The organism is Chitinolyticbacter meiyuanensis (assembly GCF_008033135.1).
Lineage (GTDB): Bacteria > Pseudomonadota > Gammaproteobacteria > Burkholderiales > Chitinibacteraceae > Chitinolyticbacter > Chitinolyticbacter meiyuanensis.
Genome location: NZ_CP041335.1, coordinates 472,090 through 491,255, shown reverse-complemented (window position 1 = coordinate 491,255; position 19,166 = coordinate 472,090). Strand labels below are relative to the sequence as shown.

General features: G+C 65.7%; 19 protein-coding genes and 2 tRNA genes. 4 read left to right on the top strand and 17 right to left on the bottom strand.

Going from position 1 to position 19,166, the window contains the following annotated elements:
* Window positions 1-34: 34 nt before the first annotated feature.
* Entirely contained in the window at window positions 35-424 is a 390-nt protein-coding gene (gene gloA, locus FLM21_RS02240; protein ID WP_222846754.1) for a lactoylglutathione lyase, read from the bottom strand.
* Window positions 425-573: 149 nt separating this feature from the next.
* On the opposite strand from gloA, the gene FLM21_RS02235 reads away from it, so the two are divergent.
* The 3 genes from FLM21_RS02235 to FLM21_RS02225 all read left to right on the top strand — a co-directional run bounded on the left by FLM21_RS02235 (window position 574) and on the right by FLM21_RS02225 (window position 1,341).
* Window positions 574-649: transfer RNA gene (locus tag FLM21_RS02235), tRNA-Lys, on the top strand.
* Window positions 650-718: 69 nt separating this feature from the next.
* Window positions 719-794: transfer RNA gene (locus FLM21_RS02230), tRNA-Lys, on the top strand.
* A gap of 49 nt (window positions 795-843) precedes the next feature.
* Window positions 844-1,341 carry a M48 metallopeptidase family protein gene (locus FLM21_RS02225; protein WP_148714002.1) on the top strand — a complete coding sequence of 166 codons (498 nt, stop codon included), beginning with the start codon at window positions 844-846 and terminating at the stop codon, window positions 1,339-1,341.
* Window positions 1,342-1,347: 6 nt separating this feature from the next.
* On the opposite strand, the gene FLM21_RS02220 is transcribed toward FLM21_RS02225, so the two are convergent.
* From FLM21_RS02220 to FLM21_RS02175, 10 genes are all read right to left on the bottom strand, one after another.
* Window positions 1,348-2,319 (bottom strand): Gfo/Idh/MocA family protein, encoded by a 972-nt coding sequence (locus FLM21_RS02220; RefSeq protein WP_148714001.1) that lies wholly within the window; start codon window positions 2,317-2,319, stop codon window positions 1,348-1,350.
* Window positions 2,320-2,442: 123 nt separating this feature from the next.
* Window positions 2,443-3,036: a methionine biosynthesis protein MetW gene (gene metW / locus FLM21_RS02215; protein ID WP_148714000.1), complete on the bottom strand. Its 594-nt coding sequence runs from the start codon at window positions 3,034-3,036 to the stop codon at window positions 2,443-2,445.
* Window positions 3,033-4,172 (bottom strand): homoserine O-succinyltransferase MetX, encoded by a 1,140-nt coding sequence (metX, locus tag FLM21_RS02210; RefSeq protein ID WP_148713999.1) that lies wholly within the window; start codon window positions 4,170-4,172, stop codon window positions 3,033-3,035. Before metX ends, metW begins: the two co-directional genes overlap by 4 nt.
* The gene (locus FLM21_RS02205; RefSeq protein ID WP_148713998.1) at window positions 4,165-5,208 is read right to left on the bottom strand and encodes a glycosyltransferase family 9 protein; all 1,044 of its coding nucleotides are present in this window, start codon (window positions 5,206-5,208) and stop codon (window positions 4,165-4,167) included. The genes metX and FLM21_RS02205 overlap by 8 nt, the downstream gene beginning before the upstream one ends.
* Window positions 5,205-6,419 carry an O-antigen ligase family protein gene (locus FLM21_RS02200; protein ID WP_148713997.1) on the bottom strand — a complete coding sequence of 405 codons (1,215 nt, stop codon included), beginning with the start codon at window positions 6,417-6,419 and terminating at the stop codon, window positions 5,205-5,207. The genes FLM21_RS02205 and FLM21_RS02200 overlap by 4 nt, the downstream gene beginning before the upstream one ends.
* Window positions 6,416-7,537 carry a glycosyltransferase family 9 protein gene (locus FLM21_RS02195; RefSeq protein WP_148713996.1) on the bottom strand — a complete coding sequence of 374 codons (1,122 nt, stop codon included), beginning with the start codon at window positions 7,535-7,537 and terminating at the stop codon, window positions 6,416-6,418. The genes FLM21_RS02200 and FLM21_RS02195 overlap by 4 nt, the downstream gene beginning before the upstream one ends.
* Window positions 7,534-8,670 (bottom strand): glycosyltransferase family 4 protein, encoded by a 1,137-nt coding sequence (locus tag FLM21_RS02190; protein WP_148713995.1) that lies wholly within the window; start codon window positions 8,668-8,670, stop codon window positions 7,534-7,536. The genes FLM21_RS02195 and FLM21_RS02190 overlap by 4 nt, the downstream gene beginning before the upstream one ends.
* Window positions 8,667-9,803, bottom strand: a complete 1,137-nt coding sequence (locus tag FLM21_RS02185; RefSeq protein ID WP_222846753.1) for a glycosyltransferase family 4 protein — start codon at window positions 9,801-9,803, stop codon at window positions 8,667-8,669. The genes FLM21_RS02190 and FLM21_RS02185 overlap by 4 nt, the downstream gene beginning before the upstream one ends.
* Entirely contained in the window at window positions 9,800-10,912 is a 1,113-nt protein-coding gene (gene rfaQ / locus FLM21_RS02180) for a putative lipopolysaccharide heptosyltransferase III (protein ID WP_246120807.1), read from the bottom strand. Before rfaQ ends, FLM21_RS02185 begins: the two co-directional genes overlap by 4 nt.
* Window positions 10,905-11,909, bottom strand: coding sequence for an NAD-dependent epimerase/dehydratase family protein (locus FLM21_RS02175; protein ID WP_148713993.1), 1,005 nt, complete (start codon window positions 11,907-11,909; stop codon window positions 10,905-10,907). The genes rfaQ and FLM21_RS02175 overlap by 8 nt, the downstream gene beginning before the upstream one ends.
* Before the next feature lie 87 nt (window positions 11,910-11,996).
* On the opposite strand from FLM21_RS02175, the gene FLM21_RS02170 reads away from it, so the two are divergent.
* On the top strand, window positions 11,997-12,761 hold the full coding sequence (locus FLM21_RS02170) for a glycosyltransferase family 2 protein (protein ID WP_148713992.1): 765 nt from the start codon (window positions 11,997-11,999) through the stop codon (window positions 12,759-12,761).
* A 9-nt stretch (window positions 12,762-12,770) separates the two neighbouring features.
* Here FLM21_RS02170 and msbA read toward each other — a convergent pair whose 3' ends face one another.
* From msbA to ftsA, 6 genes are all read right to left on the bottom strand, one after another.
* Window positions 12,771-14,510 (bottom strand): lipid A export permease/ATP-binding protein MsbA, encoded by a 1,740-nt coding sequence (gene msbA, locus FLM21_RS02165; RefSeq protein WP_148713991.1) that lies wholly within the window; start codon window positions 14,508-14,510, stop codon window positions 12,771-12,773.
* A gap of 19 nt (window positions 14,511-14,529) precedes the next feature.
* Window positions 14,530-15,252 carry a 16S rRNA (uracil(1498)-N(3))-methyltransferase gene (locus FLM21_RS02160; RefSeq protein WP_148713990.1) on the bottom strand — a complete coding sequence of 241 codons (723 nt, stop codon included), beginning with the start codon at window positions 15,250-15,252 and terminating at the stop codon, window positions 14,530-14,532.
* A complete protein-coding gene (locus FLM21_RS02155; protein ID WP_148713989.1) occupies window positions 15,252-15,437 on the bottom strand; it encodes a hypothetical protein in 186 nt (61 codons plus the stop codon). Before FLM21_RS02155 ends, FLM21_RS02160 begins: the two co-directional genes overlap by 1 nt.
* Before the next feature lie 46 nt (window positions 15,438-15,483).
* The gene (gene lpxC, locus FLM21_RS02150; RefSeq protein WP_148713988.1) at window positions 15,484-16,398 is read right to left on the bottom strand and encodes a UDP-3-O-acyl-N-acetylglucosamine deacetylase; all 915 of its coding nucleotides are present in this window, start codon (window positions 16,396-16,398) and stop codon (window positions 15,484-15,486) included.
* A 262-nt stretch (window positions 16,399-16,660) separates the two neighbouring features.
* Window positions 16,661-17,833: a cell division protein FtsZ gene (gene ftsZ, locus FLM21_RS02145; RefSeq protein ID WP_148713987.1), complete on the bottom strand. Its 1,173-nt coding sequence runs from the start codon at window positions 17,831-17,833 to the stop codon at window positions 16,661-16,663.
* Between the two features lie 55 nt (window positions 17,834-17,888).
* Window positions 17,889-19,121, bottom strand: a complete 1,233-nt coding sequence (gene ftsA / locus FLM21_RS02140) for a cell division protein FtsA (protein ID WP_148713986.1) — start codon at window positions 19,119-19,121, stop codon at window positions 17,889-17,891.
* Between the last annotated feature and the right edge of the window lie 45 nt (window positions 19,122-19,166).

Below are 19,166 nucleotides of genomic sequence, written 5' to 3'. Positions count from 1 at the left end.
GAGTGGTGGGATGGCCGCCATCGGCGGCCGGCGATCATTGGGTGCCGCGCTGGATGAACTCGATCTTGTAGCCGTCCGGATCCTCGACGAAGGCGATCACCGTGGTGCCATGCTTCATCGGCCCGGCCTCGCGCGTCACCTTGCCGCCCTTGGCGCGCACCGCGTCACAGGTCGCATACGCATCCTGCACCTCCAGCGCGATATGACCATAGCCGGTGCCGAGCTCGTAGCGGTCGGAATCCCAGTTATGGGTGAGCTCGAGCACCGCCGTTTCCGATTCCTCGCCATAGCCGACGAAGGCCAGCGTGAAGCGCCCATCCGGGTAGTCCTTGCGCCGCAACAGCTTCATGCCGAGCACCTCGGTATAGAAGGCGAGCGAGCGCTCCAGGTTGCCTACCCGCAGCATGGTGTGAAGGATGCGCATCTGTGTTTTCCTTGGCCAACAAAGCCCCGAGTGTAACCCGCAGCCGGCAGCACCCGGCATCGGGGACAGCCCGCCTCCCAGCCCGGCCAACTATTTTACAGCGGAGTGTTGACACCTATCCGGGGCCGGGCTACTATTCGGCCCTCTTCGGGTTGTTAGCTCAGTTGGTAGAGCAGCGGACTCTTAATCCGTAGGTCCACAGTTCGAGCCTGTGACAACCCACCAATACGAGAAACCGGCCACAAGCCGGTTTTTCATTAGTAGTACCAAGTGCCGAGATTCCGGTCTTTGCACGGGTCGTTAGCTCAGTTGGTAGAGCAGCGGACTTTTAATCCGTTGGTCGCAGGTTCGAGTCCCGCACGACCCACCAGACACGAAGCCCAGCCGCAAGGCTGGGCTTTTTGCCATCCAGCGCCGCCATGCCCGCCCACCGTTATCTCGCCGCCTACCCATCCCACCTCGTCGAACGCGTGACCGCGTTGCTCGACGAAGGCCGGCTCGGCACGTGGCTACAGCAACGCTATCCGGATGCCAACCCGGTGCAATCGGATGCTGCGCTGTACGACTACGTGCAGGCGCGCAAGCAGCGCTTTCTGCGCAACGCGCCACCGCCTTCCAAGGTGCTGTACGACAACCAGCTCGACTTGGTCAGCGGCACACTCGGCAGCAACACCTTCGCCAGCCGGGTGCAAGGCGGCAAGCTCAAGCGTAAGAACGAGATCCGCATCGCCGCGCTGTTCCGCGCGCTGCCACCGCAATTTCTCGCGATGATCGTGGCGCACGAACTGGCACACCTGAAGGAGAAGGACCACAACAAGGCCTTCTACCAGCTGTGCTGCCATATGGAGCCGGATTACCACCAGCTGGAATTCGACCTGCGGGTGTGGCTCACTTGGCAGGAGCACGCGACGGGCTGACCGCCATCAGCGCTCGAACGGGTAGACGAGGCCCAGCCCTGCACGGGCCGTGTCGAGCAGGGCTATCATCGCGCGGCTTTGCGCGTGGCTGAGCAGGGGGCTCTCCGTGGCATCCGCACGCAGCAGCTCGCAGAAGTGCGCTGATTCGTAATTGAGGCCGCTGCCGACGGCGGGCGCATCGATCTCGACCCGGCGGCCATCGGTGTAGGCAATGGTTGCACGCAGCGGGCTCCACCACTTCTCGTGGATCAGCACATGGCCAACCTCGCCCGCCAGCATCGCATCGCCCGCGCCGGACACATCCATGCCGCAATAGATCTGCGACACGCCACGCTCGTGCTGCGCGTTCACCGCCGCGAACAGATCCACGCCGCTGCCCGAGAGCCGCCCCAGTGTCTGCGCTTCGCGCATCGCACCGAGGTAGCGCGTGGCGAGGAAAGCACCATAGATGCCGATGTCGAGCAGGCTGCCGCCAGCCATCGTCGGGTCGAACAGTGCATGCCCTGCCGGCACGGTGGGATTGGCGAAGCCGGCGCGCACGTAGCGGATGGCTCCGATGGGATCGCGCCCCAGATGTTCGTCGAGCTTCTGGAACAGCGGATAGAACGGCGGCTTCATCGCCTCCATGAAAAGCCGCCCGGTTTTCTGCGCCACCGCCAGCACCGTTTCCAGTTCGGCCAGCGACACGGCTGCGGGCTTCTCGCACAGCACGGCGTGACCGGCCTGCATCGCGGCGATGCTGTAGGTCGCGTGGCTGGTGTGTGGGGTGCCAATGTAGACGGCATCGATCTCGCTGGCGAGCAGCGCCTCGACGCTATCGCAGGCAACGGCACCGAAGTCGCCGGCAAAGGCCCGCGCCTTGTCGGGACCACGACTCCACACCGCCGCAAGCCGGGCGCCGGGCACGCAGGCCAGGCCCTGCGCAAAGCGCCGGGCGATGCCGCCGGTGCCGATGATGCCAAAGCGGATGGTGCGCATGCTGCCTCTCCCGGTTGGAATGCGCGATTGTCATCGCCACCGGCGCATCGCCGCCATCAGGCAAGTACCGGATGGGGCCGTTGGAAACGACAAGGCCGCCCGCAGGCGGCCGGTCCGGCACAGTCAGGCCCGCTCGAAGCGCTCCAGCGCCAGGCTGCCGAGCAGGTTGGGCAGAAACTCGATCTTCTCGCCCTGGTGCAGCACCACGCGGCCGGTCGACCACATGCCAAGCTTCTTCAGCAGGCGCTCGAAGTCGTAGACCGTGCACAGGTGGATGTTGGGCGTGTTGTACCACTCGTAGGGAATGGTCTCGGATACCGGCATGCGCCCCAGCAGCAGCTGCCAGCGGTTTTCCCAATAGCCGAAGTTGGGGAAGGTGACGATGCCGGTGCGGCCGACGCGCAGCATCTCGGTGAGAATGCCCTCGATGTTGTGCATCGCTTGCAGTGTGAGCGACAGCACGACGAAATCGAACGCCTTGTCCTCGAAGGTGGACAGCCCCGCTTCCAGATCGCTCTGGATCACGCTCACACCACGCTCGACGCAGGCTGTGACGCCAGCGACGTCGATCTCGACGCCATAGCCACGGCTATCCTTGTTGGCAGCGAGCCAGGCCAGCAGCGCGCCGTCGCCACAGCCAAGGTCGAGCACCGAAGCGCCCGGCGTGATCCAGTCGGCGATATGGCGCAGGTCGGGACGAAGGGCATGGGCGTTCATGCGTTCACCTCGTGCGCAATGTTGTTGAGGTAACCCCGCATGATGGCGTGATACGGCGCATCCTCCATCAGGAAGGCATCGTGGCCATGCTTGGAATCGATCTCGGCATAGCTCACCTGCTTTCTGGCATCGAGCAGCGCCTTGACGATCTCGCGCGAACGCGCCGGCGAGAAGCGCCAGTCACTGGTGAACGACACCACCAGAAATTTGGCCTGCACTTCGGCCAACGCCTTCACCAGATTGCCGTCGTAATGCCGCGCCGGATCGAAATAGTCGAGCGCCTTGGTCATCAGCAGATAGGTGTTGGCATCAAAATAATCGGAGAACTTGTCGCCCTGATAGCGCAGGTAGGATTCGATCTCGAACTCCACGTCGAAGCCGTACTTGTACTCGCCGCTACGCAATAGCCGGCCGAATTTCTCGCCCATGCCGTCGTCGGACAGATAGGTGATGTGGCCCAGCATGCGCGCCAACCGCAGGCCGCGACGCGGCAGCGTGTCGTGCTGGTAGAAATCGCCACCATGGAAATCCGGGTCGGTCAGGATGGCCTGGCGCGCGACATCGTTGAAGGCGATGTTCTGCGCGGTGAGCTTGGGCGCCGAGGCGATCACCAGCGCGTGGCGCACCCGCTCCGGATGGCTGATGGTCCAGCGCAGTGCCTGCATGCCGCCGAGGCTGCCGCCGATGATGGCCGCGAATTGCCGGATGCCGAGCCTGTCTGCCAGCCGTGCCTGTGTTTCCACCCAATCTCGCACCAGTACCAGCGGGAAAGTCGAACCATAGGGCTTGCCGGTGGCCGGATCGATGCTCGACGGCCCGGTCGAACCATGACAGCCACCCAGGTTGTTGAGTCCGATGACGAAGAAGCGATCGGTATCGATCGGCTTGCCCGGCCCGATCATGTTGTCCCACCAACCGGCGCTCTTGTCGCTCTCGGCATAACGCCCGGCGACATGATGATTGCCCGACAGGGCGTGGCAGATCAGGATGGCATTGGACTTGTCGGCATTCAGCTGGCCATAGGTTTCATAAACCAGCTCGTAGTGCGGCAGCGTGGCGCCGGACGACAGGGTGATCGGGGTATCGAACACCGCCTTCTGGGCAGTGACGAGACCAATGGAGCGAGGTTCAGTCATCGTGGTCGGGCGATTCAGGGAGGGTTTGCAGCAAGTCTTCGACTGCCGCCAGCACTGGTTCCAGCGGGATATCGCGGATGGCACGGGTCGGTGGCATCACCATGCGGTACGGCACCTGCCAAGGGTACCAGCGTGCGGTCTTGTCTTCACGATTCTCGAACAAGGCAACGATGGGCTTGCCGAGCGCCGCCGCCAGATGCAGCGCTCCGCCATCACTGCATAGCACCAGATCAGCGCAGGCGAGTGCAGCGATCAGCTCGGCGAGTTCGCCTGTCGGTGCAGGCAGCAACCAGCCGGCCGAGGCCGCCAGCAGGCGCCCGGCCAGCGCATCGTCGCCCGGGTGGCGCGGATCGCTCTCCGCCCCCGGCGACCAGAGCAACAGCATCGTCAGGTCCGGATGCCGTTGCGCCAGTGTGGTGATCAGCGCGACGAAATGCGCCTCCGGCCAACGCCGATCGGCTTCACGCGCGCTGACATGCAACGCGAGCACCCGGCCCTTGCTCGGCAATCTTTCCTGCATGGCCGCGAGCCGGCCTGGGTCGGGATAGACCCGCAGCGGACCTGGCTCCCCGTCAATGCCCAGCGGCGCCAACAGGCGGAAACAGTCGAGCGTCTCGTGCACCGGTGTGCGGACATAGTCGATCGGATGGGTGACGCCAGGCGGCACCGGCTGCCCTTGCGCTACAAAGGCCACGATCTGCCGAGCCCCAACCCAGCGTGCGAACTTGATCGCATGCACATGCAACCCACTGCCAACTGCGATGGCCCAGTCGAAACGCTGTCGGCGCAAGGCGAGCACCAAGCGCAACGTGCGCCAGTACACGCCCCAGCGCGATTGCCTAGGTTCACGATGCTTGGCCTTCTCGTAGGCATAGACCGCGTCGATCGCCGGATTGCCCGCCAGCACGCCGGCGTTGTAGCTGTTGGCCAGCACCGTGATCCTGGCTTGTGGGTAGCGCGCGCGGATGGCGACGATCAACGGCGTGGAGCAGACCAGATCGCCGATGTTGTCACGACGGATCAGCAGGATGTTCATGCCCGGACCGGCTCACGCGCCCGGGCCAGCAGAAAGCCCGCCCACAGGCAGAAATAGATGGCGAGGCCGTCGCGGATGAAATCGTCGGTCAGGCTCTTGGCAAGCAATGCGACCACCAGCGCCATCCCCGCCGCCGCCAAAGCCTGCTGTTCATGGCGGCGCCGCCAGAACGCCCGCAACAGCGCGGCGAAGAACCAAACCAGCAGGGCCAGCCCAACCACGCCGGTCTGCAGCGCGGTATTGATCAGGACGTTGTGGGCGTGCACGCCGGTCAATCGATCATTGATGATGGGATCGGTCACTCTGGCGCTGCGCAGGAACTCGCCAGGCACTGCCTGACCGTAGCCCAAGCCAATCCATGGCGCATGCGCGACTTGGCTCGACCAAGCGCGCCACACCTGCGGGCGGGGGTCGCGTTCGGCCATTTGCTGCAGACTATGCATGGCCGACTCCAGTACATCTCCCTGCTGCGCCAGTGACAGCCGCGACTGGTTGACCCCGGCGAGGGCAAACAGCAGGCCGGCCAGCACAACGCCGCCGAGCAGCCATCCATGCGCGCGGCGCAAGTTCAACCGGGGCAGGAACAGTACCGCGAGGGTGAGCGCCGCCGCCAGCCAGAACACGCGGTTCAGTGTCGCTGCGCCGACAATCAGGCACGCCGCAATGCCGAGCCAACCAGCCAGCTGCAGCCTTCTGCCGACGGACAGGGTCGCCAAGCCGCATAGTGGCAGCATCAGCACCGCATAGGTGCTGGCCAGACCAACGCCGGGGTAGTGGTACAGCCAGGCCGGTATCGGTAGATCCGGCTGTAACAACCGGAAGCCGAACAACGACATCAGCAGCAGGATGACCACGCTCAACGCCAGCGCTATGAACATCCGCATGCGGGCGGCCCGGCCCGCGCTCAGGTGATAGGCCGTGTAGAACGCCAGCAGGGATGCCAAGGCAGTGCCCCACCATGCGCTCAGCGTTTCCCGCGGGTAAATGGACCAGGTGGCCGAGAGCAGCGCCCAGCCGCTCCAAGCGAGGAACGGCAGCGCGATTGGCCAGTCCCTCGGTCGATGGCGCCAGCAGTACAGCCCGCCCAGCAGCAACATGGCGGCACTGAGCACGTGCCGCAACGCTACCGTATGCGCGAACGGCAGTGCGAACACCAGTAACGGCAGCACCCAGCCGCCCCAGCGGGCGGAGACCTTGTCCAACAGCTTCATGCTTCAGCCTCGTCGATCAATTGATCGGCCCGTATCAATACCGTCGCGACGTCGATGCTGCGCATGCACAGTGCGTGCTCACCATCCCAATTCAGGCATTGGGTAGGGCCACGGCCGCAACGGCGCAGCCAGTCGCGCTGGCGTCGAAACAGCACCTGCTGGTTGCGACAGGGCATATCGGTGTGCTGCAGCGCTTGGCCGGGGCTCTGCCGCCAGAATTCGCCACCGCCGCTCGCCTCTGGCGAACCAGGCCCGAACAGCGTCAGCGTGGGCACGCCCACGATACGCCCGAGATGGGCCACGCCCGTATCAGGACAAACCAGCAGCCGAGCCCCCGCCAGCAAGTGCCACAGTTGTGGCAAGTCCAGCGCCCCGGCAACGCTCAGAAAACGCCGCTCCGGATCGGCGGCCTCGATCAACGCCGTTTCCTTACCGCCGGCGCTCCACACCGGCTGAATGCCGCGCAAGGCGAGGTGCTGCGCCAGTGCGCGCCAGCGCTCGGCCGGCCAGGTCTTGACTGCGCTGCTGGCGCCCAGATGCAGCACCGCATACGTCCCCACCGGAGGCGTAAACGGTTCTGCTGGCGGCGCCGGCCAATCGGCAGCAGCGTAGGGCGCCGGAGCCGCGCCTGGCTGCAGCTGGGCGACGATATCGCCCCAGGCCGTGGAGACCTGCGGATACGGGTGCAGCTCGTCGACCGCCAGGTTCTTCCATCCCGTATCACCGGCATGCGCGACGATCCAGCGGCTGCCTGCGGCCAGCGCCAGCCAGCTGTAGCGATTGTCACCGGGCACGAAGGCCAGATCGAACGGCCCTGCCGCGATCAGCCCCCGCACCAAGGCCGCGTCGCGCGGATCGAACGGCTGAGCGTCGACTTGGTACGGCCGCGCCGCATACAGCGGCACCACCGCCTTGGGGCAGGCCATGACGATGGCGGCGTCCGGATAGTCGCGCCGCAGCTTGGCCAACAGCGGGGTCAGCATCAGCGTGTCGCCAAGTAGCAGGTGGTGCGCGATCAGGATGCGACGCACCACCGTTGGCCTGCGCCGCCACGGCTTGCCCAGCAAGCGCGGCAAGGCGCGGGCGAAGACGATGAGGCGGCCGGCGGCTCGACTCATGCACCGGCCTTGATCGCGGCGCGGAACACCTCGGTCATCGCATCGAGCATATGGTCACTTCCAAAGCGCGCCTGCGCACGCGTCAGCGCGGACGCGGCCATCTGCTCGCGCAAGCCGGCATCGCCCATCAGCCGAGCCAGCGCGGCCTCGATCTGATCAAGCTCACGCGGCGCGACGAGGAAACCGCTCTCGCCGTCGACCACCGCCTCGGCGATGGCGCCCACTGTGGTCGACACCACCGGCAGACCGCTTGCCATCGCCTGCATCAGCCCCTGCGGCACGCCCTCATTGCCATAGGACGGCAGCGTGAACAGGTCGAACGCCTGCAGCCACTGCTCGACATCCTCGCGATTACCGACAAAGCGCACCGAATCCGCAATGCCGAGCTCGGCCACCTGTCGCTCCAGGTTGTCGCGCTGTGGGCCGTCGCCGCAGATCACCAGTTGCCAGTCGGCAAAGCGTTCGCGCAAGCGGGCCCAGACCGGCAACAGGTCGCCGTGGCCTTTCCAGCTGCGCAGCGTGGCGACGATGCCGAGCGTGGGCCGCTCCGGCAGGCCAAGCCCGGCACGCCGGGCGGCGCGGTCACCGGGCCGGTAGCGGTCCAGGTCGATGCCGGTCGGGATCGACACCATGCGCGCCAGTGGATAACCATTGTCGCGATGCAAGGTCTGGCGCAGCTGCTCGCCGGTGGTGACGATATGGCGCGTCGCCTCGAGGTAGAGCCAACGGGTGAACGGACTGTTGTTGATCGCTGTAGACACATGGCGTGTACGCACCACCGGTGGCATGCCGTAGACCGACAGCCCAGCCAACGCGACCAGCCAGGCATCGGTCGAGCTGTGCGTGTTGATCACGTCGAAGTCCTGGGCGTGCCGCGCAAGGTAGCGCCGCATCGCCCACAGCGCGCCTAGGCGCTTCTTGAAGATCGGCACGGCCACCACCGGGATGCCACGCTGCAGCGCCGCCTTGTGGATGTTGGAATCCGGGCAGGCCAGGATGGTCACTTGGTGGCCGCGGGCAATCATGCCCGCCGCCTCGGTCAGGATGCGGATCTCCTGCCCGCCCCAGCCGCAGGACGATTCGGTATGCAGGATGCGCAGCGCGCGCGCAGCACTCGGGGGGTCGTGGCTCATTCGGTTCCTTGCGGGGTCAGCAGGCGCGCGTACAGGTCTTCCAGCGCCTGTCCCATGCGCGCCAGCGTATGCGGTTCGGCAGTGGCGCGCGCCGCTGCGCGCAACCGTGGCCAGTCGGCCTGGTGGCGTTGCCAGTCGGCGATTGCCGCTGCCAGGCCGTCGACATCGAGCGCATCGCGCACCCAGCCGTTCTCGCCTTCACGCAGCCACTCGGCAGCGCCGCACTGGGTGCTGGTGAAGACCGGCAGGCCGGCGGCCAGCGCCTCGACACAGACATTGGGAAACGGGTCGTACAACGTTGGCAGCACCAGCGCGTCGCCAGCGCCGTACACCGGCTTCACATCATTGACCGCGCCAAGAAAGCGCACGCGGTGCGCCACGCCCAGCGTGTCGGCGAGGCGCCGGTAACGGCGTGCCGCCTTGTCATGGCCGGCAACGACGAGGTAGACACCCTCAACCTGAGCCAGCGCACGCAGCGTGGTCGCCACGCCCTTACGCTCGAAGCCGGAGCCGACATGCACCAGCAGCGGCGCATCCTGCGGCACGCCCCAGGCCTGCCGCTGGATATAGCGGTACTTGTCGGACAGCTGTGGATGGAAGGCCTCGGTATCAACGCCGTTGTAGATCACGCACAGCTTGTCGTCGGGCACCGCAAAGCGCTCGGCGATCTGCGCGCGTACCAGCTCCGAGTTGCAGATCACCATGCGCAACCGCGGGTGCGACAGCATCGCGCGCTCGGCGGCGAGCACGTAACGATGGAACGGACTGAAGCGCCGCAGCAGGTTGGCCCAGCCGGACTGCGTGCGGGCATACTGCTCCAGCCACACCGCGTGCACACCATCGCCGGCACGGAATACATCGCAGCCGGGCACCCGCTCATGGCTCTGCACCAGGTCGAACCGACCGAACTCGCGCTGCGCAGCCCGGGCGAAGGCGCGCTCGCGCCAGGCGCGGCCGAGATGGAACGGGCGCAACTGCTGGCAATGCCAGCTGCCGCCGTCCTTCCATTCGCGACACAGCAGCGTCACGTCGAGCGCACGGCGCTGGCTCAGCGCCTGCAGCGCGCGCGTCACAAAGCGCTCGGCACCGCCATGCGGATTGTATTTCTGCCGGACGATGGCCAGCCGGATCATTGCGCCGTCTCCGCAAGCAGTTCATCGAGCGCGGCCAGCACGCGTTGCGGCGTGATGGCGGTCAGGCAATCGCTGACCTTGCCGCCGCCGCAACCATCCTGGCCGCAGGGGCGACAGGAGAACGGCTCGGTCAGCAACCGGTGCGGCACCTGCCACGGCCCCCATTCCTGGTCGCCGGACGGCCCGAACAGTGCCACCGTCGGCGTCTGCAGCGCGGCAGCGAGGTGCATCGGTACGGAATCGACGCCGATGAAGGCACGGGCGCCGCCAATCAGCGCGCCCAGTTCCTTGAGATTGAGCTGGCCCGACAAATCAAGCGCCACCGGGCGGGTCAGCCGCGCCTGCAACGCCACGATCCACTCGCGCTCCGCTGCGGCTGGTGCCGCCGACAGCACCACCTGCTCGCCGCGGGCGGTCAACGCATCGATCAGCGCCGCCATCTGCGCAACCGGCCAGGTCTTGAATAGCCAGCGCGAGGTCGGGTGGATCAACAGGTAGCGGCCCGGCGCGATACCGGCGGCGGTCAGCCGCTGCGCGATGCTGGCCTCGGCCGCCTCGCCGGCGACGAAACCGAGCGCCTTGCGGACCGGCTGGATACCGATGCGGCGCAGGGCATCGAGATGCATCTCCACCGTGTGCCGGGTGTTGCCCGGCAGCACCGGGAACAGATGGGTGAACGAGCGGCGCCAAGTGCGATTGGCCCAGCGGCTACCGCGCTCGCTCTTGGGCGCCACGGCGATTGCCGGCTTCAGCCAGCGAGCCAGCCGGGCACCGTGCCAGTGGTCGGTCAGGTGCACGATCAGGTCGTACTTGCGCGCTTTCAGCGTGCGGATCAGCGGCCACCAGGCACACAGTTGCGCCAGCGGCCCCAGCTTGCGCCAGTCCCGGCCTATGGTGTGCAACTGGGCCAGGCCCGGGTGCAGGCTGAGCATGTCGCGGGTGTCGTGGTAGACCAGCGCGTCGATCTCGGCTTCCGGGTACTGCTCGGCGAGTTCGGCGATCACCGGGCTCGCCAACAGCACGTCGCCGTGGTGACGCAGCTTGATCACCAGTGCCCGCTTGAGCTGCGGGCGCGCCAGGGGGCTGACCGGGGCCAGCGGTTCAGACACCGTGGTAATCCTTGAACCACGCAACGAAGCGGCCGAGCCCGGCATCGAGCCCGGTCCGCGGGATGGGGCCGACCAGCGCTTCCAGCGCCGTGGTATCGGCGGCGGTCTCCTCGACATCGCCGGCCTGCATCGGCAGGTAGCGCTTGTCGGCCTCGCGCCCCAGGTGCTTTTCCAAGAGGGTGATGAACTCGGACAACTGCGCGGGGTTGCTGCCGCCGATGTTGAGGATGCGGTACGGCGCCCAGCTGCTGCCATTGCGCGGTGCCATCACATCGAACGCCGGATCGGGCCGCGCCGGCTTGTCGAGCAGGCCGACGATGCCGGCAACGATCTCGTCGATGTAAGTGAAATCGCGCCGCATGTTGCCGTGGTTGTAAACGTCGATGGTGTCGCCGGCCATGATCTTCTGCGCGAAACTGTAGTACGCCATGTCTGGCCGGCCCCATGGACCGTAGACAGTGAAGAAGCGCAGCCCGGTCACCGGCAGGCCGTAGAGATGCGCGTAGCTGTGCGCCATCGCCTCGTTGGCCTTCTTGGTCGCCGCATAGAAACTGACCGGGTGCTCGGTGGCATCGGTTTCACGGAACGGCAACCTGCGGTTGCCACCATAGACGCTCGACGAGCTGGCGAAAATCAGATGACCAACGCCGCCATGGCGGCAGCCTTCGAGCACGTGGGTGAAGCCGCTGAGGTTCGCCGCGTTGTAGGCCAGCGGCGCCTCGATCGAGTAGCGCACGCCGGCCTGCGCAGCCAGATGCACCACCACATCGAAGCCGCCGTCGCGGATCAGGTCTATCGTTGCCGGATCGGCCACGTCGTGCTGGGCAAAGGAAAAACCGGGCAAGCCGGTGAGCCGCGCCAGCCGCGCCTGCTTCAGCGCCGGATCGTAATAGCTGTTGATGCTGTCGATGCCATGCACGGCGTGGCCAAGCGCGATCAGGCGCTCGGTCAGGTGCATGCCGATGAAACCGGCTGCGCCGGTAACGAGTATCTTCATGGGTTGGCTCGGATGAAGCCCCGGCTGCGGCTTGTCGCGGCCGGGCAAGATGGCCGATTATAGCCGTTTTCGCCGCCCGTCCCGTCCATGCCTCACCCTACCTTGGGCGTTGCCCTGATCACCAAGAATGCCGAGGCCCGGCTCGCCCAGTGCCTTGCCGCGTTGAGCTTCGCCGACGAAGTGGTGATCGTCGATTCTGGCAGCAGCGACAGCACGCTGGACATCGCCCGCGCCCACGGCACCCGCATCCAGGAAACCGCCGACTGGCCGGGCTTTGGCCTGCAGAAGAACCGCGCCATCGATCTGGTGGACTGCGATTGGGTGCTGGTGATCGATGCCGATGAGGTGGTCACGACCGAGCTCGCCGCCTCGATCCGTCAAGCCATCGCCAGCGGCCACCACGATGTCTGGCAATTGAACCGGCTTTCGTCGTTCTGCGGCCAGTGGATGCGCCACTCCGGCTGGTTCCCCGACTGGATCCCGCGGCTGTTTCGCAAGGGCGCCGCCCGCTACTCGGACGAGCTGGTGCATGAACATCTGGTCTACGCCGGCAACGCCGGCCGGCTCGATGGCCTGCTGCATCACTACTCGTACGAGCGCATCGAGGACGTGCTGCGCAAGCTCGACAGCTATTCCAGCGCCGGGGCCGCGCAGCGCGCGGCACGCGGCGAAACCGCCAGCATGGCCAAGGCACTGGGTCGTGGCCTGTGGGCGTTCATCCGCACCTATGTATTCAAGCGCGGTTTCCTCGATGGCGCCGCCGGCCTGCAGGTCGCGATCTTCAACGCCGAAACGGTGTACTACCGCTTCCTCAAGCTTGCGCTGCTGAACCGTCGCGACGGCAAGCGCTAGCGCAGCGGCTTAGCCCTCACTGAACTGGGCGGCATGCATCTGGGCATAGAGCCCGTTACGCGCCAGCAGCTCGGCATGGCGCCCTTCCTCGGCCACCTTGCCGTCACGCAACACCAGGATGCGGTCGGCGTTCTCGATGGTCGAGAGCCGGTGCGCGATCACGAGCGTGGTACGCGAGCGCATCAGGTTCTCCAGCGCGGCCTGCACCTGGCGCTCCGACTCGGTATCGAGCGCGCTGGTCGCCTCGTCGAGGATCAGGATGGGCGCATCCTTGTACAACGCCCGGGCGATGGCGATGCGCTGGCGCTGGCCGCCGGACAGCCGCGAACCGTTCTCGCCCAGCGGCGTGGCAAAACCATCGGGCAGCGCTTCGATGAAATCGAGCGCGAACGCCGCCTGTGCTGCGGCGCGCAGGCGCTCCGGGTCGGGCCGCGGATCGCCATAGGCGATATTGGCGGTGACCGTGTCGTCGAACAGCACCACGTCCTGGCTCACCAGCGCGATCTGTGCGCGCAGGTCGCGCAGTCGGTAGTCGGCCAGCGGCACGCCATCGAGCAGGATCCGGCCACCGGTGTGGTCGTAGAAGCGCGGGATCAGGTTGGCCAGCGTGGTCTTGCCGCTGCCGGAGCTGCCGACCAGGGCGACGGTCTCGCCCGGCGCCACCTCGACGCTGATGCCGTTGAGCGCCAGCTTCTCGGCGTGCTCGTAGCGGAACTCGACCTGCTGCAACGATAGCGCGCCCTGCGCGCGGGCAAGCGGCTTGGTGCCGGTATCGCGCTCGATCTCCTCGTCCAGCACGCCGAACACCGATTCGGCGGCGGCCAGCCCTTTGTGGAACTGCTCGTTGAGCTTGGTCAGGCTCTTCACCGGCTGCTGCACCAGCAGCATGGCGCCAACGAAGGAGACGAAGGCACCGGCGGTGAGCGCACCGTGCTGCACCAGCAGGCTGGCGAAATAGATGATGATGGCGAGCGTGATGCCGATCAGCAGCATGATCAGGCTGGAGTTGGCGCTGGAGGTGGCGGTCTGCTTCACGTTGACCAGACGCACCTGATTGTTGATGTGATCGAAGCGCTGCTGCTCGTAGGTCTGGCCGTTGAAGATCTTCACCACGCGCTGGCCGGAGAACGCCTCGTCCAGCGTGCGCGTCATCTGCCCCACCTTTTGCTGCGATTCGCGCGCCAGCCGGCGCTGGCGCTTGCCGACCACGCGGATCGACACGGCCACACCCGGAATCAGCACGATGCACAGCAATGTCAGGCGCCAGTCGTGCCACAGCATCAAACCGACCAGGTAGACCACCATCATCGAATCACGCACCAGCGTGGTCAGGATCTGGATCCCGGCCAGCATGATCTGGTTCACGTCATAGGTGACGCGTGACAACAGCACGCCGACGGCATTCTGGTCGAACACCCGTACCGGCAGCTGGATCATGCGCTCGAACATCCTGCTGCGCAGGTCGGCGACCACCCGGGTCGTCACCCAGTTGCCGAGGTATTCGTTGCCGTAGTTGGAAATCATGCGCAGCACGGCGAGACCGACGATCTGCGCCGGAATCACCCAGGTGGCCGCATTGGCCATGTTGCCGGCGGCATTGAGGTTCTTGTCGACGATGGGCTGCAGCAACCCGATCATCGCGGCGTCGACTGCGGCGGCGAGCGCGAGGCAGATCATGTTGACCACGATCACCCACTTGTAGGGCTTGATGTGGCCGAGGATGCGGAAGTAGAGCTGGCGATTGGTCATGGTACGTCGCAATGGGAATTCAATAGTCGCCGTAGCGCGCCTGCAGCAGCGCGCAGACGGTGGCGGCCGCCGTCTCGGTGCGCAGTACGCGCGGCCCGAGCAGCAGCGGGGTGAAGCCGGCAGCCCGCGCAGCCTCCTCTTCCGCTGCCGACAGTCCCCCTTCGGGGCCGATCAGCACGGCGACGCTGGACGCCTGTACCGGCAATCCAGCGAGCGGCACGGCACCGCGTGGCGACAGCAGCAGTTTCAGTTCGGCATCCGGTGGCGCGGCCAGCACGTCGGCGAGATCGGCCACCGGCGCGATCTGCGGCACGCGGGTACGCCCGCTCTGCTCGCATGCCGCAACCGCCACGCCGCGCCAGTGCGCCAAGCGCTTCTCGGCGCGCTCGCCACTCATCCGGCCCTGCGTGTAGGCACTGTTGACCGGCATGATGGTGGCCACGCCCAGCTCGGTGGCTTTCTGGATCGCGTAGTCCATGCGCTCGGCTGCAGCCACCGCCTGGATCAGCGTCAGCTGCAGCGGCGATTCGCGCTCGACCGGATCGTGATCACCGACGGTGACCTCGACGCTACGCTTGCCCATCTTGCTGACCGTGGCCGCGTATTCACCGCCGCAGCCATCGAACAGCATGAGCGCATCACCCGGCTGCAGCCGCAGCACCTGGGCGTGGCGGCTCGCCTCGTCCGGCAGGGTGACGGCAATGCCGCTCGCCAGTGGCAGGTCGATATACAAACGGGGCATCAGGATTCCGCCAGCCGCTGGATCACCAAGCCGATCACGCCCACCAGCGCCAGTGCGAGGGCCACGCCCAGCGTGCCGCGGATCAGTTGCAGCCAGTAGCGGTCGCGAGTGCGCAGGTAGCGAAAGCCGAACCAGCCCACCAGCAGCACGAGGATGAAGAAAAGGACGCGGAGCAGCACGAACATGGCGCGATGATGGCCGAAGCGGGCGCCGCTGCCAACCGGCGGAGCGTCAGATGCCCAGCGGCGGCAGCTCGTGGAACGAGCTCGGCACCGTGGCACGTTCGCCAAAGGTGACGAACTCGTAATTGGCCTCGTCGGCGAGCAGCGTGCGCAGCAGCTTGTTGTTCAGCGCGTGGCCGCTCTTGTAGCCGGAAAAGGCCGCGATCAGCGGGTGGCCGAGGATATAGAGATCGCCGATGGCGTCGAGCACTTTGTGGCGCACGAACTCGTCCTCGAAACGCAGGCCACCGTCGTTCAGCACGCGGTATTCGTCGATGACGATGGCGTTGTCCATGCTGCCGCCGCGTGCCAGGCCATTCATCCGCATGTATTCGAACTCGTGGATGAAGCCAAAGGTGCGCGCGCGCGAGATCTCGCTGATGTAGTTGGTGTCGGCGAAATCGATCTCGACGGTCTGCGCCGATTTCTTGAATGCCGGGTGCTGGAAATCAATGGTCAGCCTGACCTTGTAACCGTCGTGCGGATCGAGCCGCACCCATTTGTCCCCCTCGATCACCTCGACGGACCTGAGCACGCGCACGAAACGCTTGGGCGCAGATTGGTCGACGATGCCGGCGGACTGGATCAGGTAGATGAATGGCGCGGACGAGCCATCCATGATGGGCATTTCCTGCGCGTCGACCTCGACCTCGACATTGTCGAGGCCAAGGCCGGCGAAGGCGGACATCAGGTGTTCGATGGTGCCCACCCGCACCTCGTCCTGGACCAGCGTAGAGGAAAGACGCGTGTCGTTGACGAGGGCGGGGCCGACCCTGAACGGTGCCGATCCGGGCAAATCGGTGCGCCGAAACACGATGCCGTGGTCGACGGGCGCGGGCTTGAGCGTCAGGGTGACGCGGTCACCCGAATGCAGGCCGACACCGACGGCACGCACCGTGGATTTCAGGGTACGTTGTTGAAACATGGACACTTTTCCCACTCAGAAACTGACAACAATTCTAGCAGCCCCGGGTCTTGGGCTGGATTGATCGTTGCAATGTTCCCGATCGGTTGAACCTATTCCCGTCCTACTGCTTTACCGAACCATTGATCGGAGCACGGCCGTCGCGAGCGCGTGCAGGGCGCGAAGCGGGGCGGACGAGGCACCGGAATGGACTGGATGTCCATAAGGATGCCGAGTCTGTCACGCGACAAAGCCATGCGCGGGCGCAGCAGGCCGAGACCGATCAATCGGCTTGGCGTCGCAGGAAGGCGGGTATATCCATATCGATGTTGTTCAACGCCGGCCGTGCCGCGCCGCTCTGCTCCGCCGGAGCGCCACCGCCACGGCGCGAGCGCCAGATGGCCGGGGTATCGTAGTCTTCCGCATTGAAGTTGTCGGTCCCGGTCTTGCGGCTTTCGCTCTGGATCACCGACAGCGACGGCTTGGCGTTTTCCTTGGCGCCCAGGCCCGTTGCGATCAGCGTGATGCGCAGCTCGTCGCCCAGGCTCTCGTCGTACACCACGCCGTGCTTGACCTGTGCATCGTCGGCCACGTGCTGGTTGATGATTTCCAGCGCCTGGCGGATTTCGCTCTTCTTCAGCGTGGCACGGCTGGCCGAGAAGTTGACCAGCACACCGCGCGCGCCCTTGAAGCTAATGTTGTCGAGCAGCGGGCAGCGGATGGCTTCCTCGGTCGCGGTCACGGCACGCTCGGCACCCGACGCGTGGGCCGAGCCCATCATCGCCATGCCCATTTCGCGCATCACCGTCTTCACATCGGCGAAGTCGACGTTGATGAGGCCGGGGTAGTGGATGATCTCGACGATGGAGCCGACGGCGTTGCGCAGGATGTCATCAGCGGCGCGGAAGGCCTCGTCGATGGTCACGTCCTCGCCCAGCACTTCTTCCAGCTTCTCGTTCGAGACCACGATCAGCGAATCAACATAGCGGGCCAGCTCGTCGATACCAGCCTGCGCCACCTTCTGGCGCGCACCTTCGTCGAGGCCCGGCTTGGTGACAACGCCTACGGTGAGGATGCCCTTCTCGCGGGCCACCTGCGCAATCACCGGCGCAGCGCCGGTACCGGTGCCACCACCCATGCCAGCAGTGACGAACAGCAGGTCGGCGCCCTCGATCAGATCGGCGATGCGCTCGCGATCTTCCTCTGCGGCCTGGCGACCGATGTCCGGGTTGCAGCCGGCACCAAAGCCACGGGTGAGCTCGGCACCGAGCTGCACCACGTTCTCGGCGCGCGACAGTTTGAGTACCTGCGCGTCGGTATTGGCGGAGATGAACTCCACCCCTTGCATGCTGTGGTCGATCATGTTGTTGATCGCGTTGCAACCGGCGCCGCCGACGCCGATCACCTTGATGTTGACGAGGTGCGCGACCTCTTGGACTTCGATAGTGAGTGCCATGGTGTTTCTCCTCTAGACCCGATTTTACCTAACTGACCCGAAACTTAAAAACAACTTAGAAATTGTTCTGAAACCACGATTTCATGCGCCCCAGCAAATCGCCGAACGACCCGTCCTTCATCCGTCCGGCGGGATTCTTCAGGTACTGCTCCTTGGCGATCAGCAACAGGCCGACCGCCGTCGAATAACGCGAATTCTTGACGACCTCGGCAAGGCCGCCCACGTACTTGGGCGTGCCAAGGCGAACCGGCATATGGAAGATTTCCTCGCCGAGCTCGACCATGCCCGGCATCAGCGCCGCGCCACCGGTGATGACGATGCCGGAGGAGAGGCGATCCTCGAAGCCGGCACGGCGCAACTCGGCCTGCACTAGGCCGTAGAGCTCCTCGACGCGCGGCTCGATCACTTCGGCCAGGGTGTGGCGGCTCATCTGGCGCGAACCCCGCTCGCCCACGCCCGGCACCTCGATCATGGTCTGCGGATCGGTCATGTGGCGCAGCGCCACGCCGTGCTGCAGCTTGATCGACTCGGCTTCGCCCGTGGGTGTGCGTAGTGCCATAGCGATGTCGTTGGTGATCTGGTCGCCAGCGATGGGGATCACCGCGGTATGGCGGATGGCGCCATCGATGAACACGGCAAGGTCGGTGGTGCCGCCGCCGATATCGACCAGGCACACGCCGAGGTCCTTCTCGTCCTCAGTCAGCACCGCGTAGGCCGAGGCCAGCGGCTGCAGGATCACCTCGGCGATCTCCAGCCCGCAGCGGCGCACGCACTTGGTGATGTTCTGCACCGCCGAGACTGCGCCGGAGACGATATGCACGCGCACTTCCAGCCGCACACCGGACATGCCGAGCGGCTCCTTCACATCCTCCTGGCCGTCGATCACGTATTCCTGCGCCAGGATGTGCAGCACCTGGTGATCGGTAGGGATGTTCACCGCGCTGGCGGTCTCGATCACCCGGGTCATGTCGGCCTGGGTGACTTCCTTGTCCTTGATCGCCACCATGCCGTGCGAGTTCAGGCCCTTGATATGGCTACCGGCGATGCCGGTGAACACTTCGCGGATCTTGCAGTCGGCCATCAGCTCGGCCTCGCCGAGTGCGCTCTGGATGGCGCCGACCGTCTTCTCGATGTCGACCACCACGCCGCGCTTCAGGCCCCGGCTGACGGCCGAGCCGAGCCCGACCACGTTGAGCTTGCCGTCGTCCTGGATCTCGGCCACGACGGCCACCACCTTGGAGGTGCCGATATCGAGCCCGACGATGAGATTCTTGCTGTCTCTAGTCACTGACGACCTCTTCCCTGCTGTTGGTTCATCCGGCCCCGCAGGGCC

Excerpts from the sequence above, each read along its gene's own strand:
- gloA (WP_222846754.1), bottom strand. The coding sequence starts at position 424 with ATGCGCATCCTTCACACCATGCTGCGGGTAGGCAACCTGGAGCGCTCG.
- FLM21_RS02225 (WP_148714002.1), top strand. The coding sequence starts at position 844 with ATGCCCGCCCACCGTTATCTCGCCGCCTACCCATCCCACCTCGTCGAA.
- FLM21_RS02220 (WP_148714001.1), bottom strand. The coding sequence starts at position 2,319 with ATGCGCACCATCCGCTTTGGCATCATCGGCACCGGCGGCATCGCCCGG.
- metW (WP_148714000.1), bottom strand. The coding sequence starts at position 3,036 with ATGAACGCCCATGCCCTTCGTCCCGACCTGCGCCATATCGCCGACTGG.
- metX (WP_148713999.1), bottom strand. The coding sequence starts at position 4,172 with ATGACTGAACCTCGCTCCATTGGTCTCGTCACTGCCCAGAAGGCGGTG.
- FLM21_RS02205 (WP_148713998.1), bottom strand. The coding sequence starts at position 5,208 with ATGAACATCCTGCTGATCCGTCGTGACAACATCGGCGATCTGGTCTGC.
- FLM21_RS02200 (WP_148713997.1), bottom strand. The coding sequence starts at position 6,419 with ATGAAGCTGTTGGACAAGGTCTCCGCCCGCTGGGGCGGCTGGGTGCTG.
- FLM21_RS02195 (WP_148713996.1), bottom strand. The coding sequence starts at position 7,537 with ATGAGTCGAGCCGCCGGCCGCCTCATCGTCTTCGCCCGCGCCTTGCCG.
- FLM21_RS02190 (WP_148713995.1), bottom strand. The coding sequence starts at position 8,670 with ATGAGCCACGACCCCCCGAGTGCTGCGCGCGCGCTGCGCATCCTGCAT.
- FLM21_RS02185 (WP_222846753.1), bottom strand. The coding sequence starts at position 9,803 with ATGATCCGGCTGGCCATCGTCCGGCAGAAATACAATCCGCATGGCGGT.
- FLM21_RS02175 (WP_148713993.1), bottom strand. The coding sequence starts at position 11,909 with ATGAAGATACTCGTTACCGGCGCAGCCGGTTTCATCGGCATGCACCTG.
- FLM21_RS02170 (WP_148713992.1), top strand. The coding sequence starts at position 11,997 with ATGCCTCACCCTACCTTGGGCGTTGCCCTGATCACCAAGAATGCCGAG.
- msbA (WP_148713991.1), bottom strand. The coding sequence starts at position 14,510 with ATGACCAATCGCCAGCTCTACTTCCGCATCCTCGGCCACATCAAGCCC.
- FLM21_RS02160 (WP_148713990.1), bottom strand. The coding sequence starts at position 15,252 with ATGCCCCGTTTGTATATCGACCTGCCACTGGCGAGCGGCATTGCCGTC.
- FLM21_RS02155 (WP_148713989.1), bottom strand. The coding sequence starts at position 15,437 with ATGTTCGTGCTGCTCCGCGTCCTTTTCTTCATCCTCGTGCTGCTGGTG.
- lpxC (WP_148713988.1), bottom strand. The coding sequence starts at position 16,398 with ATGTTTCAACAACGTACCCTGAAATCCACGGTGCGTGCCGTCGGTGTC.
- ftsZ (WP_148713987.1), bottom strand. The coding sequence starts at position 17,833 with ATGGCACTCACTATCGAAGTCCAAGAGGTCGCGCACCTCGTCAACATC.